We start from the raw sequence: 21,257 nt of genomic DNA on the forward strand, positions 1-21,257 counted from the left end.
TGATCCTAGGTTGCAGGCCGCATCATGTTCTTCAGCACGCTTGCGACACGTCCCGAGTCTTCAGAGACCAGGAAGCGGATGAGCGCAACCTTGTCATCGTAAGAGTTTGCCGTGTTCAGCATGTCGATGGAAATAGATGACTTTTTGGGCTTGAGTTTGGCCTTGATGTCTTCCAGGCTCTCGCCCTCGTCGAGTTCAATCATGCCCATCTCCGCGTCTGAGAGTTCGGTGGGGGGAGCCTGGTCGGCTGGAATTGGTTTGCCATCAGGGCCCATGACCATGCCCACCAAAGGCTTGCCATCCGGGCCAATCATTTCGGGGGGCAGCGGCTGGCCATCGGGGCCGAGCACGGGCGGCGGCGCGAGCGCGGCCTGGGCGGCGAGTTCGGCAGCCTCCTGCTCAGCCTGCATCTTGGCGAGATGCTCCATGTCCATGGTCTTGCCCGTGAGGTGGTTGATCACCGGCCGCACGATGGTCAGCAGAATCACCAGGAAGATGAGCCCAGCCAGGGCAATCTTCACGTTCTGCATCACAGCCTCGTCGGCATACCAGGGCACCGAGGTGTCTTCGGGCTCGGCAAACTTCGTGGGAACAATCGTCACCACATCGCCACGGCCTTCCTTGTAGCCCACCACGCCACGAACCAGGTTGGTGAGCCGCTCAATCTCTTCTTGGGTGTAACCATTGACCGCGCCGGCGCCACCATTCTCGGCCGTGAGGGGCTTGCCGTCCGGGCCCTTGGGGGCTGGCTTCTCATTGACGACCACCGCCACGGAGACGCGCGTGACCCCACCTTGCGGATTCTTGATGTAACGAACGGTCTTGTCGATCTCATAGTTGCGGGTGGCCCGCTTGGAGAGCGTGGTGTTCTCCTGCAGGGCATCCTGGGCCGACGCACCCGTGGCCAGGTTGGTGTCGGTGGGGGCCGGCGGGGCGTTGGTGATCGAGCCTGGCACGCCCTCGGCGTTCAAGCGCTGGCTGCGGTCTTCGGCCAATACTTCGGAGCGTGTCTTGGGGCCTTGCTTGGAGGTGTCGAAATCTTCCGTGGCAACCTCACTCTGGGTGAAGTCCAGCGTCACATCCACCTGCGAGCGGACATTGGCTTCGCCCAACACCGGAATGAGCATCTCCAGAATGCGGGCGCGGTAGGTCTCCTCCACCTGCTGCTTGTGGGCGAGCTGGGCGGCCGTGAGGCCCATCGGGGTGTTCTCTTTTCGATCGGTGAGCAGGTTGCCCAGGTTGTCCACCACCGAGACATGCTGGGCCGCCAGGTAAGGAACGCTGGAGGACACCAAATGCACAATGGCATCGACCTGGCCGGCCGTGACGGCGCGGCCCTGATAGGGGCTCACCACCACCGAGGCCTTGGGCAGGGCGCGGTCGCGCACGAAGACACTCTGCTTGGGCAGGGCCAGGTGCACGCGGGCCGATTGAATGGTGCCAATTTGCGTGATGCTGGCAGCCAGTTCGTTTTCCATGGCCTTGATGTACTTCACCTGCTCCATGAACTGGCTGGTGGTCATCGCATTCTCATTGCCCAACGCATCAATGCCGGTGGGCACCGGCTGCTTGGGAATTCCTTTGGAGGCCAGGTAAATGCGGGCCTCGTGGTATTTGTCGCCCGGCACCATGATCTGGCCGGTGGTGGGGTCGATCTTGGCATCGAAGGAGGCCATCTTGAGGGCCTCCATGGCGAGCTGCTGGTCGGTCTCGGAGATGCCCGGCATGAGCGCACGCTGCGGCGTGGGCGGGGCCTGCATCATGCTGTAGAGGGACAAAAACAGCACGAGCACGAAGAAGGCAATCAGCCCCGGCACGGCCTTTTTCACAGATGGCTGGTTCAAGGCATCGCGCACCATTTTCAGGGTGGGCGAGTTCTGGACCACGGGCAGGCTCTCGATGCTTCGTTTCACGCCAGCCACACCGCCAGCAATGGCGGCACCCGCCTGGCTTGCGGCCTGGCTTGCGGCCTGAGTGGCGGCCTGGGCCGCGTTCCCGGCCGCCGAGCCGTTGCCGGCATCCGGTACCCCCATCGGAACGGGAACACCCGCGGCCATCGCGGGGTTGGGCATGGAAGGATTGTCAGCAGCCATGGTGAGGTCCTGGTGGGTTCATCAAAAATTAGACGGGCATGTTCAAGACGTCTTCGTACGCCTTGAGCACCTTGTTGCGAATCTGGAGGGTGGCCTCAAAGGCCAGCGAGGATTTCTGCATGCCCAACACAACATCCGTCAGCGGAATGTTCTCGCCTTTCTCGTAGGCCGACCGCTGGGCCGATGAGCGCATCTGCAGGTCGTTGACCGAGGAGATTGAGTCGCGCACCACCTCACCGAAGCTGGGCTTCTTGACGGCCGGCGGCGCAATGACCGAGCCCGACTGGTCGTTGGGGTCGATGGCCGGCGCGTTCGGCATGGTGTCGGGCGCCGTAGCGGGCGGCAGCGACTGCGGCGAGATGCCCTGAGCGGCCATCGCGTTTTGAAAGAGTTGGGTCATGCCAGGCGTGGGGCTCAAGGAGGCCGGCACCGCAGGGGGTGCCACCTGAGACTGAACCTGGGCCTGGAAGCTGCGGATCTGCGCGAGCATGTCCGCAATGCCGGCGGCTTGGCTGGTGCGATCGATCATGCAGCACCTGCCATTTTGAGTTGGGCCATTTTGTAGCGCAGGGTGCGCGGGCTGATGCCCAGCATCTTGGCAGCCTCGGCCTTGGTGGGTGCGGCCTCAATGGCCCGCAGAATCATTTGGTGTTCGTTGGACTTCACCGCCTGCTGCAGCCGGATGGGCTGGGCGGGGTCCATGGCGGCGGGAAGATGGGGTGCCATCCAGGTGGCGGCCTCGGCCACCGCAGCCGGTGCATCCAGCGGAAGTTCGGTCTGAAGGGCATCGGGGTCTGGGGCCGAGAGGGCCGCCCAGGCCTGGTCATCGCCCAGGTCATCAAAGAGCAGGTGCATGGGCTCGATGTCGTAGCCGGCGCACAGCACCATGGCCCGTTGCATCACGTTGTCGAGCTCGCGCACATTGCCGGGCCAGGAATAGGCCAAGAGAATGCGCTGGGATTCCACCGTAAGGGTTGGCGTGGCCAAGCCAGGCTCGGCATGCCGGCGCAGCATCTGATTGGCCAGGGGGAGGATGTCTTCTGGCCGCTGGCGCAGCGCAGGAATGGCAAGCCGGAAGGTGCTGATGCGAAAGTAAAGGTCTTCCCGGAATTCGCGGGCCAGCATGGCCTGCTTCAAGTCTTTGTTTGTGGCGGCGATGAGCCGGAAATCGAGGTCGATGGTCTGCTGGCCACCCAGGCGGGTGAGCTTGCGCTCTTGTAGAACACGCAGCAGCTTGGTCTGCAGGTTGGCCGGCAGCTCGCCGATTTCGTCCAGGAACACGGTGCCGCCCTGGGCCTGCTCAAAGATGCCCTTGTGGTCGCGGTGGGCGCCCGTGTAGGCACCACGGTCGTGGCCAAAGAGCATGTCTTCCATCAGGTTCTCGGGAATGGCGCCGCAGTTGAGGCTCACGAAGGGGCCGTTGGCCCGGCTCGACGATTCATGGATGACGGTTGCCAGCACCTCCTTGCCCGCACCCGTGGGGCCGGTGAGCAAGGTGGTGACCGAGGCCTGCGCCACCCGCTGGGCAAGCGCCAACAGCTTTTGGCTCATGGGGTCTACGAAGACGAATGTCTTGGGCTGCTCAGCCTTGGCCTGGGCACGGGGCTTGTCGGCCGCGGGGCCGGGCACCGTGGCAATGGTGGGCTCGGCATAAGAAGGCACCACCTTCTCTGCGGCCGACACATGGGCCAGGGCCGCACGCCAGGCTTGTTCGGAATAGTCGTCTGCGGGGATCACGTGGCATGCGCCCTCGCGCATGGCTTCCACGGCCAGGCCCATTTGGCCCGGGGTGGAACGGCAGATGACCGGAATGTCTTTCTTGAAGGCCTCCACGAGCCGGCGCACCTCGGTGAGCAGTTCGGTGGAGTCCATCAGGCGCACGACCACCGTCTTGGCAGTCTTCAAGGCATGGCGCAGGTCTTCCAGGGTGCGCACGGGCAGCAGGCTCAAGCCCGCGGCTGCAAGGCGCGCGCGCTCGGTCTCACCGGCTGGCTGGTATGGATCTAGCCAGAGTGCATTGCATGCTTGGTTGTCGTTTTCGCTCACCGCAACACCCCTTTGGGAATGGTTCGGTGTGGGTTAAGCAACCGTTATGCCAAAAAGCGGCGACGGCTTTCCGACGGCAAGGTTTGTCCGGCAAGAATCGGCCATGCAAGGGATTGATCATGGGAGGCATGTCCCATAAGATATCAACGATATCAATCTTAGGTGCCCCCCCAATGGAATCACTGATCATTCGAAAAATTCCCACTCAAACCAAAGAAGCCTTGCGACGGCGGGCCGCCCTTCGCGGCCATTCGATGGAAGAAGAAGCAAGAATCATTCTGAGAGAGGCCGTTTCGGTCAGCACCCCCCCCACGCTTGGGTGGGCCACCCAATTTCGGGCCCACCATGACATTGCTGGGTTGTATGCAAAGAATTCAAAAGAGATCGATTGGGTCGACCGAGACGCCGGCCCATCCTCGGACCATCGCATCCCATCCTTTGAGTAGGCGCTCATGCTGCTGCTCGACACCAATTTGCTCTCCGAGCCACTGCGGCCCCAGCCCAATGCCGCGGTGCTGCGATTTCTCGACAGCACCCCCCTTGAGACACAGTGGGTGTGCTGTGTCTCGATCTCAGAGATGATGTTTGGGGTGTTTCGCCTCCCGGAGGGCCGCCGACGCACAGTTCTAGAGGCCAGCGTGATCGACTTGTTCGAGAATGCCTACGGCCAAAGGTGCCTGCCCATCGATGCCAGCACGGCACATCTCACAGCCCATATCCGGGCCGCTCGGGAGCGCGCTGGAAAGCCCATTTCATTGGCAGACGCCCATATTGCTGCCTGCGCGACTCAGCACAATCTCACTCTGATCACGCTGAATGACAAAGACTTCGGAGGCATTGAAGGGCTCAAGGTATTGAACCCTTTGCAGGAGTCCAGGGGCTAGTTCCCCGGGCAGTCCCGATAGCCGGAGGTTCTGCAGCGCCGCGCCATGTTCAGGGCGAGGTCGATCTCGGTTCGCTTTAACTTGAACTGCGTGAAGTTGAGGATCTCGACCGCGCCCTCATAGCCATTGAGTTGAGAGACAGTGGCCCAGGCGTGGGCTGCGACCAGGTCGGGCTTGCCCGCGGCCTCATCCATGAAGGTGTAGCCCGCCATGAACTGGGCATTCACATTGCCGCGTCGGGCCGCCTTCAGGAACTGGAACTTGGCGGCCATTTTGTCCTGCCGAATGCCTTTTCCCTCATAGAGGTGTAGGCCCATCATGTACATGGCGTCGGGCAGGTTCTGGTCTGCAGCCTTCTTGAACCAGAAGACGGCCTGGCTGTTGTTCACCTCGGTGCCATAGCCGTTGTGATAAAGCGTGCCCAGGTTGTATTGGGCCTCGGGCAGGGCTTGATCGGCCGCCCTGCGGTACCAGGACATGGCCTCGGTGTAGCTCTGGGTGACCCCCCAGCCTCGCTCGTACATGATGCCCATGTTGTTCTGGGCCCGGGGCTCACCCGAATTGGCCAGTGGCCCCCAAGACCGAAGGGCCGTGGAATAGTGCTTGCGCTCCAGGGCCGAGAGGCCTGCCTGAAGCTGGGCATTGAAGGGGCGGTTCGGGTCGTTGTCCGCCGCGGGGGCCTGGGCGTGGGCCGAAGACCATGGCGTGAGTGTGGTGATGGACAACACCGCGAGGGCCAGAGCAGCGAGAGGAGCAGACAATGTGCGCATGGCCTGATCTTAAAGCACTCAACCCTGGCTTATTGCATCCGATTCCACAGCATGCACATGAAATTTGAATCTCGCGGGACAGTTCGGCTGCTGCTGGCTTCGGTTCTGGTCAGTGGAGCCCTGCTGGCCCAAAGCGCCTGGGCCCAAAATGCGCCTGCGCCGGCTGCGCCCGGCCCGCTCGATGCCCCCGCCCTCATTCCGGCAGCCTGCGTGCCCGTGGATGGCATGACTTTTGAGCTCGCGGGCTCCGAGGCTCTGCTGGTCAGAAAAGGAGAAGAGGCTCAGGCACTGATTCATGTGAGCATGTTCCTGCCGGCAGGCATTCACGCCCTGCAATTCCCAGCGTCTGAGCTTTGCCCCGGCGGGGCCAAGAGCCACTTCATGGTAAACAATGATCTCTACACCGTTCACCGCATTAGGCTCTTCAACAATGCTGGCAACACCCGGGTGGCCGTGATCAATGAGCGGGGCACCGGCGGGACGGTGCCGGCACGCTGAGTGGCAGGCTTACTGGTGTGTTGAGACTGGCGGGCTGACCGGCGGGCTCCTCAATTTTCTCGAAAAACTGACTTTTTTCCAGTCAAAGCCTGTTTGGTCGCGACTAAAATAGCAAATTATGGAAGAAAGTCAGAAACGCTCCCCCATCGCCCGCTCCATTGCGCCTCACTTGGAGCGTGACCTCGCCACCAAGATGGTGTTTTTGTCCGGTGCGCGTCAGGCTGGTAAGACCACCCTTGCGCGTCAACTCGCCCGTCAACGCCCGGGGGCCCAGGTCTTTAACTGGGATGTTCTGACTGATCGTCGGGTGATGATGGCTCAATCTTGGGCGCCCACGGCGCCAATGCTCGTATTCGATGAACTTCACAAGATGAAGGGCTGGCGAGACTGGCTCAAGGGCGTATTTGATGGACGCGCACCTGGTCAGGCCATCCTGGTGACGGGCAGCGCACGGTTGGATGCATTTCGCCAGACAGGAGAGTCCTTGGCAGGCCGCTACTTTGCCTGGCACCTCAACCCAGTGACCATCTCGGAGTTCATGGCGGCCACCTCATCAACAGCTGAGGATGCGCTCTCCCGCATTCTGGCGCGCGGGGGCTTTCCGGAGCCGCTCTTGGCAGAACGAGTGGAGGACGCTGACCGTTGGCGGCGCCTTTATTTGGAGGGCCTCATTCGGGATGACATCCTGGAGTTCTCGCGTCTGGGAGAGGTGCGGGTGATGCAGCATTTCGTAGACCTTCTGAGGCAACGTGTGGGGTCCCCCATTTCCTTGGCATCGATGGCCAGAGACCTACAAGTGTCACCGACCACACTGCGGCGGTATCTGGACATTCTGGAAACCCTGCACATTGTTTTCCTCGTGCGCCCCGCCCACCACAACATTGCTCGAGCCTTGCTCAAAGAGCCGAAGGTCTACTTCTATGACACGGGCCTGGTCATGGGCAATGACGGTGCTCGCTTTGAGAATGCCTGCGGGGTCATGCTGTTGACCCATGTTCAGCTCCAGACGGACAGAGATGGCCGGGACATGGCGCTGCGATACATCCGAGACAAGGATGGGCGCGAGATCGATTTCTGCATCGTGCAGAACAACGAGCCCACGGTCTTGGTGGAGTGCAAGTGGGCGGACCCCGTCGTCTCAACCTATCTGCGTAAGCTGGCCGAATGCTTCCCCCAGGCCGCGGCGGTGCAGGTGGTTCGCCATCTTCGGCAGCCTGAGCAGCGTGGGCCGGTGGCCGTGGTGTCCGCAGCCGACTGGCTGGCCAATCTTTGAACTGAGCGAGTTTCAACTCAAGAATTGCCTCAGCAAGCTCGGGGTGCTCTGTTTCAGATGATCCAAATCATGCTCCATGACGGTTCAGACCGGATCGATGTCACTTCAGTAGGCCGTGCTCTCACCGACGATTCACCAGTTGGCCGTTGACATACTTCTGCAGCAAGCTGGCGGCTAGTGTCTGGTAAGGAATCCCCTCCTCCAGGGCGCGGGCCTGAAGGTTTTTCAGATCCCGGCTGGAAATGCGAATGTTCAGACGCTGGTCTTTTTTAAAGGTGGCGCTGGCAGCCGCGCGGTGGGCTTCAAGATGCCGCGCGGGATCTTTGACACGCTGCAGACTGCCTGACTCCAGGGCCTGCAGGATCTCAAGCTCTTCGTCGTCGTAGCGGGTTTTCTTCGTCATGATTTACTCCTAAATTGTCGGGTGGCTTTACGACTCGGAATGATGGTTTTTAAAAAGATCTCGGACTCGGTCTCAATAAAGGGAACGAGGAAGATGTAGTCATCGACCTCGATCATGGAAATCATCTGCCCAGGGTATTTGTCCTGGTTGGGGTGCATCACCACGGCAACTTCGTTTCCCATGCTGATTTCGAAGACGATCCTCTCAAACGATATGCCACGCTCCTCTATCAGCATCTGGTTTTTTTCTGTATTCCAGTTGTAGCTTTTTGTCGCGGGCATGTGTGCATTTTATGCACACGTTAAGGTTAAATCAAGGTGACTCCTCGATCCATTTACCGGTTAGATGCCAAGAGTCAGGCGAGCCCAGCCAACTCATAGCTTGTGCTGCGTCCACTGGCTGCGGTTTTCTGCAATACGCCTCGCGCCAGCAATTCATTGATGTCCCTGAGTGCCGTATCCTGCGAGCACTTTGCGATGGCCGCCCACTTGCTGCTGGTTAGTTTTCCATCGAAGCCATCGAGCAGTCTGTTGAGCAACTTGATCTGCCTTTCATTGAACGGCAGACCGGCCCACCGTTGCCAGAAACGCGCCTTGGACAATGTCTGGCAAAGGGTCTCGTCGGCACCCTGGATGGCGCGGAGTAGACATCCCAAGAACCACATCATCCAAGCCGTGACCTCCAGGCCGCCTTTTTGTGTGGCCTCGAGCAAGTCGTAGTAGTCCTTGCGCTCGCGCTGCATCTGGGCCGACAGGCTGTAAAAGCGCTGGGTTGATTGCTCAGCCCGCGCCAGCGCCATGTCGCTCACGGCGCGCGCCATGCGGCCATTGCCATCCTCGAAGGGGTGGATGGTGACAAACCACAGATGGGCCAAGCCCGCCTTGATCACCGGGTCGTCTTGGTTGTTCTCGTTGAACCAGCTCAGGAAGCCTTCCATCTCGACATCCAGACGATCCGCTGCGGGGGCCTCGAAGTGAACGCGTTGGCGATGCATCGGGCCTGAGACGACTTGCATCGGCCCCTGTGCGTCGTCACGCCATCGTCCAACGCGTATTTGGTTCAGCCCGCTGTAGCCAGTAGGGAACAGTGCGGCGTGCCAGCCAAACAGGCGCTGGGTGGTCAGGGCGGTGGCGTGCTGCTGGGTTGCATCCAGCACCATGTCCACCACGCCATCAACATGCCGATCGGCCGGGGCCAAGGCGCCGATGTCAACACCGAGCCGGCGCGCGATCGAGGAACGGACGGATTCGGGGCTGAGCGTTTCACCCTCGATTTCACTGGTTTTGAGCACGTCTTCGGTGAGCACTCGCAAGGCCGCCTGATCTCGCAGATCGAGGCCGAGATCGTGCATGCGGCCCATGAGGTGGCCCTGGGCCAGATGAACCTGGGCGAGCAACGGCGCCAGTCGTTCGTGGTCATACGCCCACTGCGGCCAGTCGTCTTGCTGCCAAATGTAGCGCTTATCTCCGCCTTTCATGCGGCGATTATGGATGCTTTGCGCCGCACCGTCAATCTAATCGCCGCACCTGATGCGCTGATTAGTCCTTTAGTCCGACTTTTCTCTAGCCGTTGACGTTTTGGTCATGACCAAACGAGCTTTGGCTGGAGAAAAGTCAGGTTTTGAGGGGACCTCGGCGATGCAGCCAACTTGTTTACAAGGAGTAGTAAGCGGGCGAACATACGCCCATGATGGAGACGCAAATCCAGGATCCCACCGTTATAGGGCCCACAGGCGAACTGGCCCCTGAACTCCGGTCACGAATCTCGCAAATTCGGACCCTTTGTACGCGCTATCCAGTGAGAAGCTTATCGGCCTTCGGCTCTGCGGTTACTGGCCGCTTCGAGCCGGGGAGAAGTGACATCGATTTGCTTGTTGAAATGGAGGATGTCTCACCGGTTGATTACGGTAACGCCTATTTCAGCCTTCTCGGAGAGCTCGAGGAGATGTTTACCCGACCCGTGGACCTCGTCACAACAGCATCCCTCACCAACCCATTCATTCTGAGCAACATCGAAGAAACGAAGGTCATTCTTTATGACGCCCGATAGGCGTCTCGCCTAAGGGTCGATCGACCCTTACAAAACATAAGCGTTGAACACCCGAGGCTTACAGTACCGCCTCAAGCCCTTTCTTCTCAAGCAAGCTCAATAACTTGAGCGAGGGGCCACTGGGTTTTTTATCACCTAGCTCCCACTTTTGAATGGTTGAGATGCTGGTGTTGAGAATGGCTGCAAACACCGCTTGGCTCACATGTTCTTTCTCGCGCAGCTGGCGAATTTGAAGCGCTGACAACGGTTTGACTTCTAAATTGCACAACACATCAAACTCCGACATGCGGCGTTTGCTGATCAAGCCAGCATTGCTGAGGCCCTGTGCAGTTTCATGTACTTCAGCAAGTAAGCGGCCTTTGCGTTTAGTGGTCATCGCTGCTCTCCATCAATTCAATCAATTGTCCTGTGCTCAAAGCCACAGCCAATGCCTGTTCATTCAAGTCCAGTAGGGTAGAAGCCAACTCCTGCAGCACCTTCAGTTCGGTGGCATCGATGTTCGACCGCTCGTTCTTTTCAAAGCCGAACAAGAAAATCCAACGCCGCCCAAACTTGGTTGCAACAATAGTTCTCGCGCCAGCGCTTTTACCGCGTCCACGCAGTGCCACTCGTTTCTTGAACAAATAGCCACCGAGCTTGACATCAATAAGCCCTTGAACCATCTCATGCGCGGCTCCCACAATCTCCGATGAGCTGACCTTGCTTTTGCGCATCCAACGGAGAAAGGGCTTGGTGACAAGCACTTGTAAGGTTTGAGACATAACATAGTGTTTCACTAAGTGAAATAGTTTTCAACCGAAAAATCCGATTGAGATGTCTGGGCGTCAATTTTTTTGACGTTTGACATAAGGCTGTTTGAGGGCAGCTCGAAGCCCCCAAGCCCGCCGAACTAACGCGCTGGCGCCACTCCGAGCCGTGCCTTGCGCACATAGCCCATGCAGGGGCGGCCATCCGCACCGATCACCTCCAGGCACGGTAGCGCGCGGCTCTTAAAGCCCATCTGGCGACAGGCATACGGAAGCTTTGGATCCCAGCTCACGGCAAAGTGCTGGCAGGACCAGCAGTCCGGCCGGCCATTGGCCGAGGGCACCGGGCTATTTTTTACGGAAGTAGTCGACATAGATCCGCCAGGCCACGAGGAGGCAGAAGGCCCCCAGGAAGATGTTGCCCACCATTGCCGTCATGTTGATGTCTGGCCAGTCGATCCGCACGCCTGCAAAGGCCATGAAGATGAGCGGGATGGCAAAGATCAAGTAGACGCGAATGGTGCGGCAGACCGAGCAAACGGGCTTCACGCGCTGCGTGCAGTCAGGCGCTTTGGCCTTGGCTGCAGCACCGGTGGCGCTTGTTTTCACGGTGGGCTGGCGATCCATGAGGGCAAGTGTAGGCGCTGGCTCGGCTGATTTCCAGTCAAAACCCTGCGCTGTGTCTCCTTGCCTCATGAGCCCGCATTAGCCCTGGAGCAGCTGCAGCACCGTCTGCTGACTCATGTTGGCCTGGGCCAGCACCGCCGTGGCGGCCTGCTGCATGATCTGCGTGCGGGCCAACTCGGTAGATGCCTGCGCGTAATCTGCGTCCTCGATCTGGGAGCGCGAGGCTGCCGAGTTTGTGGACACGTTGCTGAGGTTATCCATCGCATAGGTGAGCCGGTTGATCACTGCACCCATGTTGGCTCGGTTCGCGTTCACGTTGTCCATCACGCGGTCTAGCTTGCTGAGAACTGCTGTTGCATGGGCTGCCGAGCGGATGTTGTTCGTATCCGGATAGAGAATTTTTGCACCGGTGAACTGCGCCGTGACACCCGGAGATCCAGTGACGCCATCGGCGCCGCCCAGGCCCAGTTCGGCCGCGCTGGAGATCACATCGCTGTCAAACCATACCGAAAGATTCTGTCCGGCAGTATTGGTCAGCGTAAGACCTGTGTCTGTGCCCTCCACAAAAGAGGCTTTAATCCCATGCTGTGCGGTCAAAAGATTAATCGCATCTTTGACAAGAATGTTTCTTTGGTTGACCGTGTCGTTGGTACCAAAAGCCACCTCGACCTCCACCGAATTCACAAAGATTGAGTAGGTTCCGGCCGTCATTGTGGTGGTCGTGGTTGTACCTTTTGTGCTTACGAGGCCCGGGTCATCGACGTCCGCCGTAATGGCCCCGGTGACCAGCCCTCCCTTGCCGAAGTCGGCAAGATCGATGGTGATCAACTGACCAGCTGAGGCGCCCACCTGAAAGGCTAGGCGACCGGTTCGAGGCGGTGACATCTTGCCATCGGCGCTGACTACTTCGCCGCCAAACGTGCCCTCCTCAAAACCGAGTGCAGTGAAGTTGGAATCTGTATTGAAGCCATCAAATCCGGATTCGACCTTGATTCGCTCTTGTGACGTCAGGATGATTTTTCCATAAACGGTAGGGGCACCAGTGGATGCAGCAGTCGCACTTGCGATTCCAAGAACACCCGATGCATCAGTGCCCGCAGCAGTCCCCGTTCCGAGGCCAAACTCCGAGGCCTCAAGACTTGTTGCGGAAGAGTCGTACCAAATGGACAGATTGCGGCCGTCGGAGGTTGCCACGGTCACCCCACCATTACCCGTATCACGTGCGTACGCACCCGTCTGAGGCGACTGGTTATTGATGGCGGTAATGACATTGGCGCGACGAACGGATGCATCCTCACCAGCAGTCAGCGTCACAGCAATGGCTTTGCCGTTGATGTAAAGCGTCTGAGATCCACTGGCCAATGTTGTGGTGAGCGTACCTGCGGTTGAGGCCTCTCCTGCAACTGCAACGACACCCGTTTCAGATGTGTGATCATTAATTGCGTTTGTAATGGCCAGGGCGCTCGCAGATGCACTGCTGGTCAAACTCGTTGTGTCCGATTTGGTGTCATCTGCCGCCGCGGTGGCCCGAATGGCCACACCGTTGATCACAAGATCGGAGACTGTTAACGGCTTGATGTTGGCCGCCGCGGTTACAACGTCTCTGGCTCCAGCCACATAGACCGACTTGTTCTCGGTGAAATCACCTCGGGCGATATCCGGGCTGAGCGGGTTGTCGTAAACCGTGGTGATCGGCAAGCCGGAGCGGGTGACATCACCGTTTTGATCGGTCGTGATAACCAACTTGCCCTCAACAGTGGTCTCAAGTGAGTAAGTACCGCTCTGAATGCCCTCTTTCAGACCGGTTCTGGCCGCAAATACTGCTGCCGTCGAGGCTGTGTTAAATCCAACCTCAATATTCCGGCCATCTGTCGCTTCGAGACGAATTCCTTTGTTGTTCTCACCTGTATCGTATGCAACCACTCCAGTGAGGTGGGAGGCCGCATTGATGGCATCAACCACAGCAGCGCGTGTCTCGCGTGGGTTATCAAGGACCGTCGCTATCGGTGCAGACACAACACCATTGATGGTGACAGTGCCAGTAACCACGGCTCCGGATGTCATCGCCGATCCCGTCATGACCGTTGGGTTTACAACGGCGCGGACCCCTGTGTCTCCAAACTCGCGGTTGATGACAGCTGCCTTGGCAATTGCACTGCCCGCGTTATTGCTAAAGGACACCGTGTCGTCACTGGCGGCCGTGGCGTTGATGTTGTGGCCATTGATGAAGAGATCGCTCGATTCAAGCTCATCGAGAGCAAAGAAAGAGCGCTCTATGGTGCGCGTCAGCGTATGCCCAGCGGCCCAATCCGTATTTGTCCCCGAGACAGCCTGAGCGTAGGTTGCATTTCCAGAGAGGAATACGTACCCCATCGAACTCAGGGTTGAGGCGGTAATCGTAATTGTGTTGGTTGATACAGAGACAGCAGAAGTAATGTCGATCCGCGTCCCATCGAGTAGTGAGAAACTTGCAGCCCCAACGGTGGAACCCGACATGGCAACAGAGAGTGAACCACCCACCAGCCAACTGTCTGTTGCCGTCACCGAGCCGCTCGTGAGAGTTGTCGACGCCGTTCCCGAGACGTATGTAATCGTGGAATTGAACTCCGCATCGGAGGTGATCTTGTAGACAGGTCGCTCGCCGACCCGCTCGCCTGCGGAGCCGTTGAGGATCGGGAACCCATTCCACTCGGTCATATCTGCGATACGAACAATTTCTTTCTTGAGCTGCTGGAACTCAAGATCAAGGTAACTGCGCTGGTCATTTGCGTTGGTGTCGTTCACCGCCTGAATGGCCAGTTCACGCATCCGCTGGAGCATGTCCGTGATCGCGTTTGTTGCACCCTCAACCGTCTGTATCAAGGCAACCGCGTCGCCTGCGTTCCGCACAGACTGATTCAGTGCCCTGATCTGTTGGGTCATCCGAGTGGAGATCGCCATGCCAGCCGCGTCGTCGCCCGCGGAGTTAATCCGCTTGCCTGTCGACAGCTGCTGCATCGCCGTGGACAGACTCCGTCCTGTGGCCTTGAGCGCCTGCTGCGAGAACAACGCTTTGGTATTGGTGTTGATCACTGACATCTTTTTCTCCTATCGCAAGGACAATCCCCGCGAATCAATTGCCCGACTCCACCGGGCTCACTGCCAACTCAGCACGTTCTGTGCCAAACCTCTTCGAGACGCAACAAAGATCACAAGTAATTGATTAACATGAACTTTTAGACGGTCTTGCCGTCGGCGGCAAAAGGTGTCGACTTACCGGCAACCATTTGCCACTCAGGCCGTTGTGATGCCGAGCTGGGCGGAAATGGCCTTGAACTCACGCTCAAGCTCGGGGTGATTGGGGTAATGCTCATGAGCCAACATCACCGCACTCAGGGCAGCTGCTGGCTCCAATGCACAACGCAAGGCACGAACGAACATCAAATGAGTGGTGACGGGCGCCGACTCACCCTGCAGCACGAGCAGGTCATTCAGCAGGCTTACCGACTCCTCCCAATCCTCGCGCAGCATGGCCAAAAGCCCCGTGATCGCGAGAATGTCCTCACTTTGGGGGTACAGAGCCAAACCAGCCTGGCCCAAGGCATTCGCCAAATCCAGTCGCTGCTCTGTGACCAGCTTGGCAATCGTCTCTCGGATTTCTTCAGGCGAATACTTCGATACGCACTGGCCTGGGTCTTCAACCGTGACAACAGGCAAATGGGCTGCGATGATTTCTTGGTAAAGGTTGGTGTTCATGGTCTTACGCTCCCTTCGGGGTTGGATGCGACAGACCAAAGCAAACGCAATGCCAACTTTTGAGTGCTCGCCCTGTGAGAGACTAGGAACATGATTCCTTACGGTCGCCAATCCATATCCGAAGCAGATATTGCTGCGGTCGTCGAGGTGCTTCAATCAGACTTTCTTACACAGGGGCCAGCGGTTCCTGCATTCGAAGCCGCCGTTGGCACAAAGGTCGGCGCAGCCTTTTCAGTGGCCGTGAATAGCGCAACTTCGGGACTTCATGTTGCGTGTTTGGCCCTGGATGTCGGACCTGGCGACCATGTCTGGACGAGTCCAAACAGTTTCGTGGCATCAGCCAACTGTGCGCTCTACTGTGGCGCCCAAGTAGATTTTGTTGACATTGACGCCCAAACGCTCTGTATGTCGGAGCTGGCCCTGGAGGAGAAGCTGCTGCGCCATTCGAGCTTGGGCCTGCCCATGCCCAAGCTGGTCATACCGGTTCACTTTGGTGGACAAAGCTGCCACATGGCCGAAATTGCCCGCCTTGCCAACGAATATCGCTTCTTGGTGGTTGAGGATGCATCCCACGCGATTGGGGCAAGCTATCTGGGCCGTCCCGTTGGCGACTGCCAATACAGCGCCGCCACCGTATTCAGTTTTCACCCCGTCAAGATCATCACCACCGGCGAAGGAGGCTTGGTGACGACCAATTGCCCGGACCTGTTCGCTCGACTGTCACGACTCCGCACCCACGGCATCACTCGGGACCCCTCGCAAATGAGGGCCGCAGCCCCCGACGCCTGGTACTACGAGCAACTGGAGTTGGGTCTCAACTACCGCATGACAGACCTGCAAGCCGCCCTGGGCTGCTCGCAGTTGATGCGATTGGGTGCATTCGTGGCCCGGCGTCAAGCGTTGGCTGCTCAATATGAGAAAGCCTTCAGGGGGGTCACTCAAACCCAGAAGGTTCCGGAGTACACGTCATCGGCCCGTCATCTCTTTCCGATTCGTGTGCCTGCTGAGCGGCGCAGGCACACGTTTGATCGACTTCGGGACTGCGGTATCGGAGTGAATGTCCACTACATTCCCATTTACCTTCATCCCTACTATGAAAAAATGGGATTCAAAGTTGGGTTATGCCCGGCCGCGGAGGCCTTCTATTCAGAGGCCATCTCACTACCAATGTATGCAGACCTGTCGGACAGTCAACAGTCGGAAGTCATTGAAATCATTGCGACTATGCAGCCATAGACCATAACTTCTGTGTTGGCATAACTCCTGCTTCGTGGATGCTGAGTCAATTAAGTGAGTTCATCCATGGGATCTTTTGACACGCTCTGCGGCAGTTCCATCCTCCTCACCGGGGGCACTGGTTCATTTGGGCGCGCCTTTGTACGCGAGACTCTCAGGCGCTGTCCGACAATTAAGCGGCTGGTGATCTTCAGCAGGGATGAACTCAAGCAGTTCGAAATGTCCCAAGAGTTCCCAGAAGATGAATTTCCAGCCATTCGTTACTTCTTGGGCGATGTGCGAGATGAAGCACGTTTGCGACGCGCTCTTGAGGGGATTGACACCGTGGTTCACGCGGCTGCCCTAAAGCAGGTGCCGGCAGCGGAGTACAACCCCTTTGAGTTCATCAAAACCAACATTCTTGGCGCACAGAACCTTATTGAGGCCTGCTTAGATTCAGATGTAAAACGGGTGGTGGCACTCTCCACCGACAAGGCTGCTGCGCCAGTCAATTTGTATGGCGCAACCAAGCTCTGCTCAGACAAATTGTTTATTGCTGCCAACAATTTTAAAGGCTCTCGCCCAACGCGATTTTCAGTGGTTCGCTACGGAAATGTCATGGGCTCACGAGGCTCTGTCATCCCATTTTTTTTAAATCAGGCAAAAAAAGGCCGCTTGCCCATCACGCATGAGGACATGACCCGATTCAACATCAGTTTGAGTGAGGGCGTGCAAATGGTGCACTGGGCCATCGAGAATGCGCATGGCACCGAGATACTGGTGCCAAAAATCCCCTCGTACCGAATTACGGATGTTGCAAAGGCTGTGGCCCCCTCGTGCCCGACCGAGATTGTGGGCATTCGCCCCGGTGAAAAACTACATGAGGAAATGATTACGTCGAGCGACAGCCCCAACACCATAGACCTCGGCAGTTACTACGCCATTCTTCCCATGAAGAACGGCGTGGCGAAGAAGTACGCACAGTCCCACGGAGCCAAGGATGTTCCAGAGGGCTTTTCTTACAACTCGGGGAGCAATACGGAGTTCCTCTCTGTAGAGGCCCTACGAGATCTCATCAAGAAGCACATCGACCCCAACTTCGAGCCCCTTTGAAATGAAAGCGAGTCAGATTTCCCTGGGGACTGCGAACTTCGGTCTCCAATATGGGGTTAAGAACCAGAACCAACTCCCACCAGAGGAGGTAAAGAGGATTCTTGGCGCCTGCCGAGCATCTGGCGTGACCACCTTCGACACCGCAATTGGGTACGGCGAGAGCCAGAGAATGTTGGGAAGTGCGGGGTGCTTTGGGCTTGATTGCATTACCAAATTGCCTGGCCTGCCCGCCCCTGTGGAAAACATTGCAGAGTGGGTGCATAACCAGGTTGCTCAGGCCCTTCTGGATTTAAGGCGCGAAAACCTCTACGGCCTCTTACTGCACAGGCCCGGGGATTTACTCGGACCGCACGGGCCCGAGTTGGCCAAGGCAATGCACCTCGCCCAAGAGGAGTTCAATATCCAAAAGCTTGGTGTCTCCGTCTACGAACCGCAAGAGTTATTGGATTGCTGGAGGGTTTTGCAATACAACTTGGTACAGTTGCCATGCAATGTCTTTGACCAACGGTTTACCGCTGGCCCTGCAGTGGCGCACCTTCGCTCAAAAAACATTGAAGTGCATGCGCGCTCGGTCTTCTTGCAGGGCCTATTGCTCATGCCCGATATAAGTCGACCCGCCTACTTCAACCCATGGGATCATGTTTTTGAGGCTTGGCACACCCTGGTGGAGACCTTCAAGAGAACACCTCTCGAGGTGTGTCTGGCCTTCGCAAACCAACAGCGCTTTGTTGACAAGTGGGTGATTGGCGTGGACAGCGAAGATCAACTTCTTGGAATTCTAAGTGCCGGTGACGATAGTGAATTTGTGATCCCTGACGCAGCGTGGGCGCCGTTCAAAGATCTGCCGCTGGCGCTTATTTCTCCTGCCCAATGGAGCCTGCAGTGAGAGTCATCGGGATCATTCAAGCCCGAATGAGTTCGCGGCGGCTTCCAAACAAGGTGCTTCTGCCGCTTGCCAGTCAACCTAGGTTAGGCTGAAGGATTCGAGCATGCAAAATAAAAATTATCTTAAAAAGTCTTATTTTGAATCCAAAAAAAAGGATATCTCTTTGCACGAGGAAAGAACACAAGCGGGTTATCGGGAGATTAGTACTCTGATCAAACTTGGGTTAGAGATAGGTTTCAGGGCCTCCTCGGGTTCTAGTTTCTTAGATTTGGGTTGTGCTGACAAATTCTTACAGCCTGCTTGCGAGTCTGAGGGGTGGAATTATCAGGGACTCGATTATGACCAAGTCGACTTTGAGCGGGATTCCTTGCCCGTATCCGATTCATCTCTCGACATGTTCGTGAGCTTGGCTGTGATTGAGCATCTTTCAGACGCAAACAAATTCTTAAATGAAGCATCGCGTGTACTTAAACCCGGTGGCTTGATTTATCTTTCCACCCCTAATTTCCAACTCGATTTTAAAAATTTCTACAATGACCCCACGCATGTAAAGCCATATACACCGACATCTATCGCAGAGTTATTAAAGCTCCATGGGTTTTCAAATGTAGCTACCTTCCCTGGATTGCGATGTAAAGGAATTGGTTGGTATAGGGGAAGGTTTCGTTTTGCCAAAGCCTACTACCTCCTGCCATTCCGAAATGATTCAAGATTACCGGTACCCCAGCTTCTTCGTGGCCACGCTCGCTCTATATTTGCATTGGCAAGGAAGCCAACGGTATGAATTCTGGGCAACAACTGTGGAGGCGTGCCAAGAACCTGATTCCGGGCGGCAACATGCTCCTTTCCAAACGGGCGGAAATGTTTCTGCCAGAGCAGTGGCCCGCCTATTTCAGCAAGGCCAAGGGTTGTCAGGTGTGGGACCTTGATGGGAACCGCTACACCGACATGTGCATCATGGGGATCGGCACGAACACGCTCGGGTACGGCCATGCCGAGGTTGATGCGTCTGTGGCGGCAACAGTCCAGACCGGCAACATGTCGACTCTCAACTGCCCGGAAGAGGTGTATCTTGCCGAGCGTTTGGTGGCGATGCATCCCTGGGCCGACATGGTGCGCTTTGCGCGATCCGGCGGTGAAGCCAATGCCATCGCGATCCGAATCGCACGCGCTGCGTCAGGGCGCGACAATGTTGCGATCTGCGGCTACCACGGCTGGCACGACTGGTATCTGTCCGCCAATCTGAGCGACGAAGGTGGTCTTGATGGCCACCTTTTGCCTGGCCTGGACCCCAAAGGCGTGCCTCGCAACCTGCAAGGTACGGTCTTTCCGTTCAACTACAACAACTTCGAGGAACTGAAGGCGCTGGTTGACCGGCACGATATCGGCGTAATCAAGATGGAGGTCTCACGCAACCGTGGACCAGAAAACGATTTCTTGCACAAAATACGCCAGTTGGCCACCGAACGACGCATCGTGCTAATCTTTGACGAGTGCACGTCCGGTTTCCGGCAAACCTTCGGCGGCCTGCACAAGCTCTACGGCGTCGAGCCCGACATGGCAATGTTCGGCAAGGCTCTGGGCAATGGATATGCCATCACTGCAACCATTGGCCGTCGTGAAGTGATGGAGGCTGCGCAGTCCACCTTCATCAGCAGCACTTTCTGGACTGAGCGTATCGGCCCGACCGCCGCGCTCAAGACACTCGAAGTCATGGAGCGCTGTAAGTCCTGGGAGATCTTAACCAACACGGGCCTCGAAATCCGCGCCCGCTGGCAGGCGCTGGCTGAGAGGACCGGGCTGCAACTGGATCACTGGGGCCTGCCGGCCCTGACCGGCTTCACGATCAAGAGCCCCAAGGCGCTGGAGTACAAGACCCTGATTACGCAGGAGATGTTGGCCAAGGGCTATCTGGCCACGACAGGCGTCTATGTCTGTACCGACCATACGCCGGAAGTCATCGACAGCTATTTTGCGGCCCTGGAGCCCATCTTTCGCCTGATTAAGGATTGCGAGGAAGGCCGCGATGTGATGTCCCTGCTCAAAGGCCCGGTATGCCACGCTGGATTCAAGCGTCTGAACTGAGTCCTCCTTCGTGACCATGCGAATCGTATGCATCATTCAAGCTCGCATGACCTCCACTCGCCTGCCCGGCAAGGTGCTCTTGACCTTGGCCGGGCGGGAAGTGCTGGCTCACGTCCTTGAACGGCTAGCGGTCTGCGAGACCATCGACGATTTCGTTGTGGCCACGTCCGATCAGCCGTCCGACGATGTGCTTGCTCAGTGGTGCGACCGCCGTGGTGTGCAAGTTTTTCGCGGCAGCCTGGATGATGTGCTGGACCGTTACTATCAGTGTGCCCTGCAGTCTCGTGCTGATGCCGTTGTGCGCATCACGGCAGACTGTCCTGCGCTCGATCCGACAATCGTTGACGAAGTGGTCTGCGGATTCAAGGCCTGTAATTTCGACCTGTTCTACCTGGGGGGCGAATTCCCTGATGGACTGGACTGTGCAGTTTTTTCCTTTTCTGCGCTTGAGAGGGCCTGGCGAGAAGCAACCCTCCAGTCTGAGCGAGAGCACGTTGGACCGTATGTGGTGAACCATCCCGAATGGTTCCGTCTGGGCAATCTGGAAAAATTTACCGGATTGGCACATCACCGCTGGACGCTGGATGAACCTCGCGATCTTGCATTTCTGCAGGCAGTTTTTGAACGTCTGCAACGGCGTGATGGTAAGCCATTTCTGGCCGGGGACATTCTTGACCTGCTGGACCGGGAACCCGAGTTGTTGAATGCCAACCAGGGTATCGTGCGCAACGAGGGGTTGATCAAGTCGATTTCGGCAGACGGAGCGTCCGAGTGACAAACCGATGGAGCGCGGTATTTCGGGTCGACGAGTCGGCGCAAGTGGGGCGAGGTCAT

General features: G+C 57.6%; 25 protein-coding genes. 12 read left to right on the forward strand and 13 right to left on the reverse strand.

All coding sequences use genetic code 11. The features are described from left to right. Window positions 1-5: 5 nt before the first annotated feature. The 3 genes from fliF to AC8GDA_RS07850 are packed head-to-tail and all read right to left on the reverse strand — an operon-like array spanning window position 6 to window position 4,139. On the reverse strand, window positions 6-2,093 hold the full coding sequence (fliF, locus tag AC8GDA_RS07840; protein ID WP_506555974.1) for a flagellar basal-body MS-ring/collar protein FliF: 2,088 nt from the start codon (window positions 2,091-2,093) through the stop codon (window positions 6-8). Window positions 2,094-2,121: 28 nt separating this feature from the next. After that, complete coding sequence (gene fliE, locus AC8GDA_RS07845; RefSeq protein ID WP_506555975.1) at window positions 2,122-2,622, reverse strand: flagellar hook-basal body complex protein FliE; 501 nt, start codon at window positions 2,620-2,622, stop codon at window positions 2,122-2,124. After that, window positions 2,619-4,139: a sigma-54 dependent transcriptional regulator gene (locus tag AC8GDA_RS07850; RefSeq protein WP_506555976.1), complete on the reverse strand. Its 1,521-nt coding sequence runs from the start codon at window positions 4,137-4,139 to the stop codon at window positions 2,619-2,621. The genes fliE and AC8GDA_RS07850 overlap by 4 nt, the downstream gene beginning before the upstream one ends. 173 nt (window positions 4,140-4,312) lie before the next feature. Between AC8GDA_RS07850 and AC8GDA_RS07855 the strand changes: the two genes are divergently transcribed. Both AC8GDA_RS07855 and AC8GDA_RS07860 read left to right on the forward strand, forming a co-directional pair. Further along, on the forward strand, window positions 4,313-4,585 hold the full coding sequence (locus AC8GDA_RS07855) for a FitA-like ribbon-helix-helix domain-containing protein (RefSeq protein ID WP_506555977.1): 273 nt from the start codon (window positions 4,313-4,315) through the stop codon (window positions 4,583-4,585). 6 nt (window positions 4,586-4,591) lie between these two features. Then, window positions 4,592-5,023 (forward strand): type II toxin-antitoxin system VapC family toxin, encoded by a 432-nt coding sequence (locus AC8GDA_RS07860; protein ID WP_506555978.1) that lies wholly within the window; start codon window positions 4,592-4,594, stop codon window positions 5,021-5,023. Here AC8GDA_RS07860 and AC8GDA_RS07865 read toward each other — a convergent pair. After that, window positions 5,020-5,793 (reverse strand): tetratricopeptide repeat protein, encoded by a 774-nt coding sequence (locus AC8GDA_RS07865; protein WP_506555979.1) that lies wholly within the window; start codon window positions 5,791-5,793, stop codon window positions 5,020-5,022. The genes AC8GDA_RS07860 and AC8GDA_RS07865 overlap by 4 nt on opposite strands. Before the next feature lie 57 nt (window positions 5,794-5,850). Between AC8GDA_RS07865 and AC8GDA_RS07870 the strand changes: the two genes are divergently transcribed. Further along, complete coding sequence (locus tag AC8GDA_RS07870; protein WP_506555980.1) at window positions 5,851-6,291, forward strand: hypothetical protein; 441 nt, start codon at window positions 5,851-5,853, stop codon at window positions 6,289-6,291. A gap of 118 nt (window positions 6,292-6,409) precedes the next feature. After that, window positions 6,410-7,564, forward strand: a complete 1,155-nt coding sequence (locus tag AC8GDA_RS07875; protein WP_506555981.1) for an ATP-binding protein — start codon at window positions 6,410-6,412, stop codon at window positions 7,562-7,564. Window positions 7,565-7,685: 121 nt separating this feature from the next. Here the strand turns inward: AC8GDA_RS07875 and AC8GDA_RS07880 are convergent, their stop codons facing one another. From AC8GDA_RS07880 to AC8GDA_RS07890, 3 genes are all read right to left on the reverse strand, one after another. Further along, the gene (locus AC8GDA_RS07880) at window positions 7,686-7,967 is read right to left on the reverse strand and encodes a hypothetical protein (protein WP_506555982.1); all 282 of its coding nucleotides are present in this window, start codon (window positions 7,965-7,967) and stop codon (window positions 7,686-7,688) included. Beyond that, window positions 7,964-8,248, reverse strand: coding sequence for a BrnT family toxin (locus tag AC8GDA_RS07885; protein WP_506555983.1), 285 nt, complete (start codon window positions 8,246-8,248; stop codon window positions 7,964-7,966). The genes AC8GDA_RS07880 and AC8GDA_RS07885 overlap by 4 nt, the downstream gene beginning before the upstream one ends. Before the next feature lie 74 nt (window positions 8,249-8,322). Further along, window positions 8,323-9,444 (reverse strand): Fic family protein, encoded by a 1,122-nt coding sequence (locus AC8GDA_RS07890; protein ID WP_506555984.1) that lies wholly within the window; start codon window positions 9,442-9,444, stop codon window positions 8,323-8,325. A gap of 209 nt (window positions 9,445-9,653) precedes the next feature. Between AC8GDA_RS07890 and AC8GDA_RS07895 the strand changes: the two genes are divergently transcribed. Beyond that, entirely contained in the window at window positions 9,654-10,016 is a 363-nt protein-coding gene (locus tag AC8GDA_RS07895; RefSeq protein ID WP_506555985.1) for a nucleotidyltransferase family protein, read from the forward strand. A 58-nt stretch (window positions 10,017-10,074) separates the two neighbouring features. Here AC8GDA_RS07895 and AC8GDA_RS07900 read toward each other — a convergent pair whose 3' ends face one another. The 6 genes from AC8GDA_RS07900 to AC8GDA_RS07925 all read right to left on the reverse strand — a co-directional run bounded on the left by AC8GDA_RS07900 (window position 10,075) and on the right by AC8GDA_RS07925 (window position 15,124). Further along, window positions 10,075-10,392 carry a helix-turn-helix domain-containing protein gene (locus AC8GDA_RS07900; RefSeq protein ID WP_506555986.1) on the reverse strand — a complete coding sequence of 106 codons (318 nt, stop codon included), beginning with the start codon at window positions 10,390-10,392 and terminating at the stop codon, window positions 10,075-10,077. After that, complete coding sequence (locus AC8GDA_RS07905; protein WP_506555987.1) at window positions 10,382-10,729, reverse strand: type II toxin-antitoxin system RelE/ParE family toxin; 348 nt, start codon at window positions 10,727-10,729, stop codon at window positions 10,382-10,384. Before AC8GDA_RS07905 ends, AC8GDA_RS07900 begins: the two co-directional genes overlap by 11 nt. 176 nt (window positions 10,730-10,905) lie before the next feature. Further along, the gene (locus tag AC8GDA_RS07910) at window positions 10,906-11,106 is read right to left on the reverse strand and encodes a hypothetical protein (protein ID WP_506555988.1); all 201 of its coding nucleotides are present in this window, start codon (window positions 11,104-11,106) and stop codon (window positions 10,906-10,908) included. A gap of 4 nt (window positions 11,107-11,110) precedes the next feature. Continuing rightward, window positions 11,111-11,389 (reverse strand): hypothetical protein, encoded by a 279-nt coding sequence (locus AC8GDA_RS07915; RefSeq protein ID WP_506555989.1) that lies wholly within the window; start codon window positions 11,387-11,389, stop codon window positions 11,111-11,113. Window positions 11,390-11,467: 78 nt separating this feature from the next. Next, window positions 11,468-14,467: a flagellin N-terminal helical domain-containing protein gene (locus AC8GDA_RS07920; protein ID WP_506555990.1), complete on the reverse strand. Its 3,000-nt coding sequence runs from the start codon at window positions 14,465-14,467 to the stop codon at window positions 11,468-11,470. A 195-nt stretch (window positions 14,468-14,662) separates the two neighbouring features. After that, window positions 14,663-15,124, reverse strand: coding sequence for a tetratricopeptide repeat protein (locus tag AC8GDA_RS07925; RefSeq protein WP_506555991.1), 462 nt, complete (start codon window positions 15,122-15,124; stop codon window positions 14,663-14,665). Window positions 15,125-15,214: 90 nt separating this feature from the next. Between AC8GDA_RS07925 and pseC the strand changes: the two genes are divergently transcribed. From pseC to AC8GDA_RS07960, 7 genes are all read left to right on the forward strand, one after another. Continuing rightward, the gene (gene pseC, locus AC8GDA_RS07930) at window positions 15,215-16,360 is read left to right on the forward strand and encodes a UDP-4-amino-4,6-dideoxy-N-acetyl-beta-L-altrosamine transaminase (protein ID WP_506555992.1); all 1,146 of its coding nucleotides are present in this window, start codon (window positions 15,215-15,217) and stop codon (window positions 16,358-16,360) included. A gap of 66 nt (window positions 16,361-16,426) precedes the next feature. Then, on the forward strand, window positions 16,427-17,452 hold the full coding sequence (gene pseB, locus AC8GDA_RS07935) for a UDP-N-acetylglucosamine 4,6-dehydratase (inverting) (RefSeq protein WP_506555993.1): 1,026 nt from the start codon (window positions 16,427-16,429) through the stop codon (window positions 17,450-17,452). A gap of 1 nt (window position 17,453) precedes the next feature. Then, window positions 17,454-18,338: an aldo/keto reductase gene (locus AC8GDA_RS07940; RefSeq protein WP_506555994.1), complete on the forward strand. Its 885-nt coding sequence runs from the start codon at window positions 17,454-17,456 to the stop codon at window positions 18,336-18,338. A gap of 26 nt (window positions 18,339-18,364) precedes the next feature. Next, window positions 18,365-18,430 carry a hypothetical protein gene (locus AC8GDA_RS07945; RefSeq protein WP_506557224.1) on the forward strand — a complete coding sequence of 22 codons (66 nt, stop codon included), beginning with the start codon at window positions 18,365-18,367 and terminating at the stop codon, window positions 18,428-18,430. Window positions 18,431-18,441: 11 nt separating this feature from the next. Further along, window positions 18,442-19,122 (forward strand): class I SAM-dependent methyltransferase, encoded by a 681-nt coding sequence (locus tag AC8GDA_RS07950; RefSeq protein WP_506555995.1) that lies wholly within the window; start codon window positions 18,442-18,444, stop codon window positions 19,120-19,122. Next, window positions 19,119-20,423: an aminotransferase class III-fold pyridoxal phosphate-dependent enzyme gene (locus tag AC8GDA_RS07955; protein WP_506555996.1), complete on the forward strand. Its 1,305-nt coding sequence runs from the start codon at window positions 19,119-19,121 to the stop codon at window positions 20,421-20,423. The genes AC8GDA_RS07950 and AC8GDA_RS07955 overlap by 4 nt, the downstream gene beginning before the upstream one ends. Before the next feature lie 46 nt (window positions 20,424-20,469). Then, window positions 20,470-21,198 carry a cytidylyltransferase domain-containing protein gene (locus tag AC8GDA_RS07960; RefSeq protein WP_506555997.1) on the forward strand — a complete coding sequence of 243 codons (729 nt, stop codon included), beginning with the start codon at window positions 20,470-20,472 and terminating at the stop codon, window positions 21,196-21,198. Window positions 21,199-21,257: the final 59 nt, after the last annotated feature.

The sequence above is a fragment of the Hahnella aquatica (SeqCode) genome (assembly GCF_965194505.1).
Classification (GTDB): Bacteria; Pseudomonadota; Gammaproteobacteria; order Burkholderiales; family Burkholderiaceae_A; genus Hahnella; species Hahnella aquatica.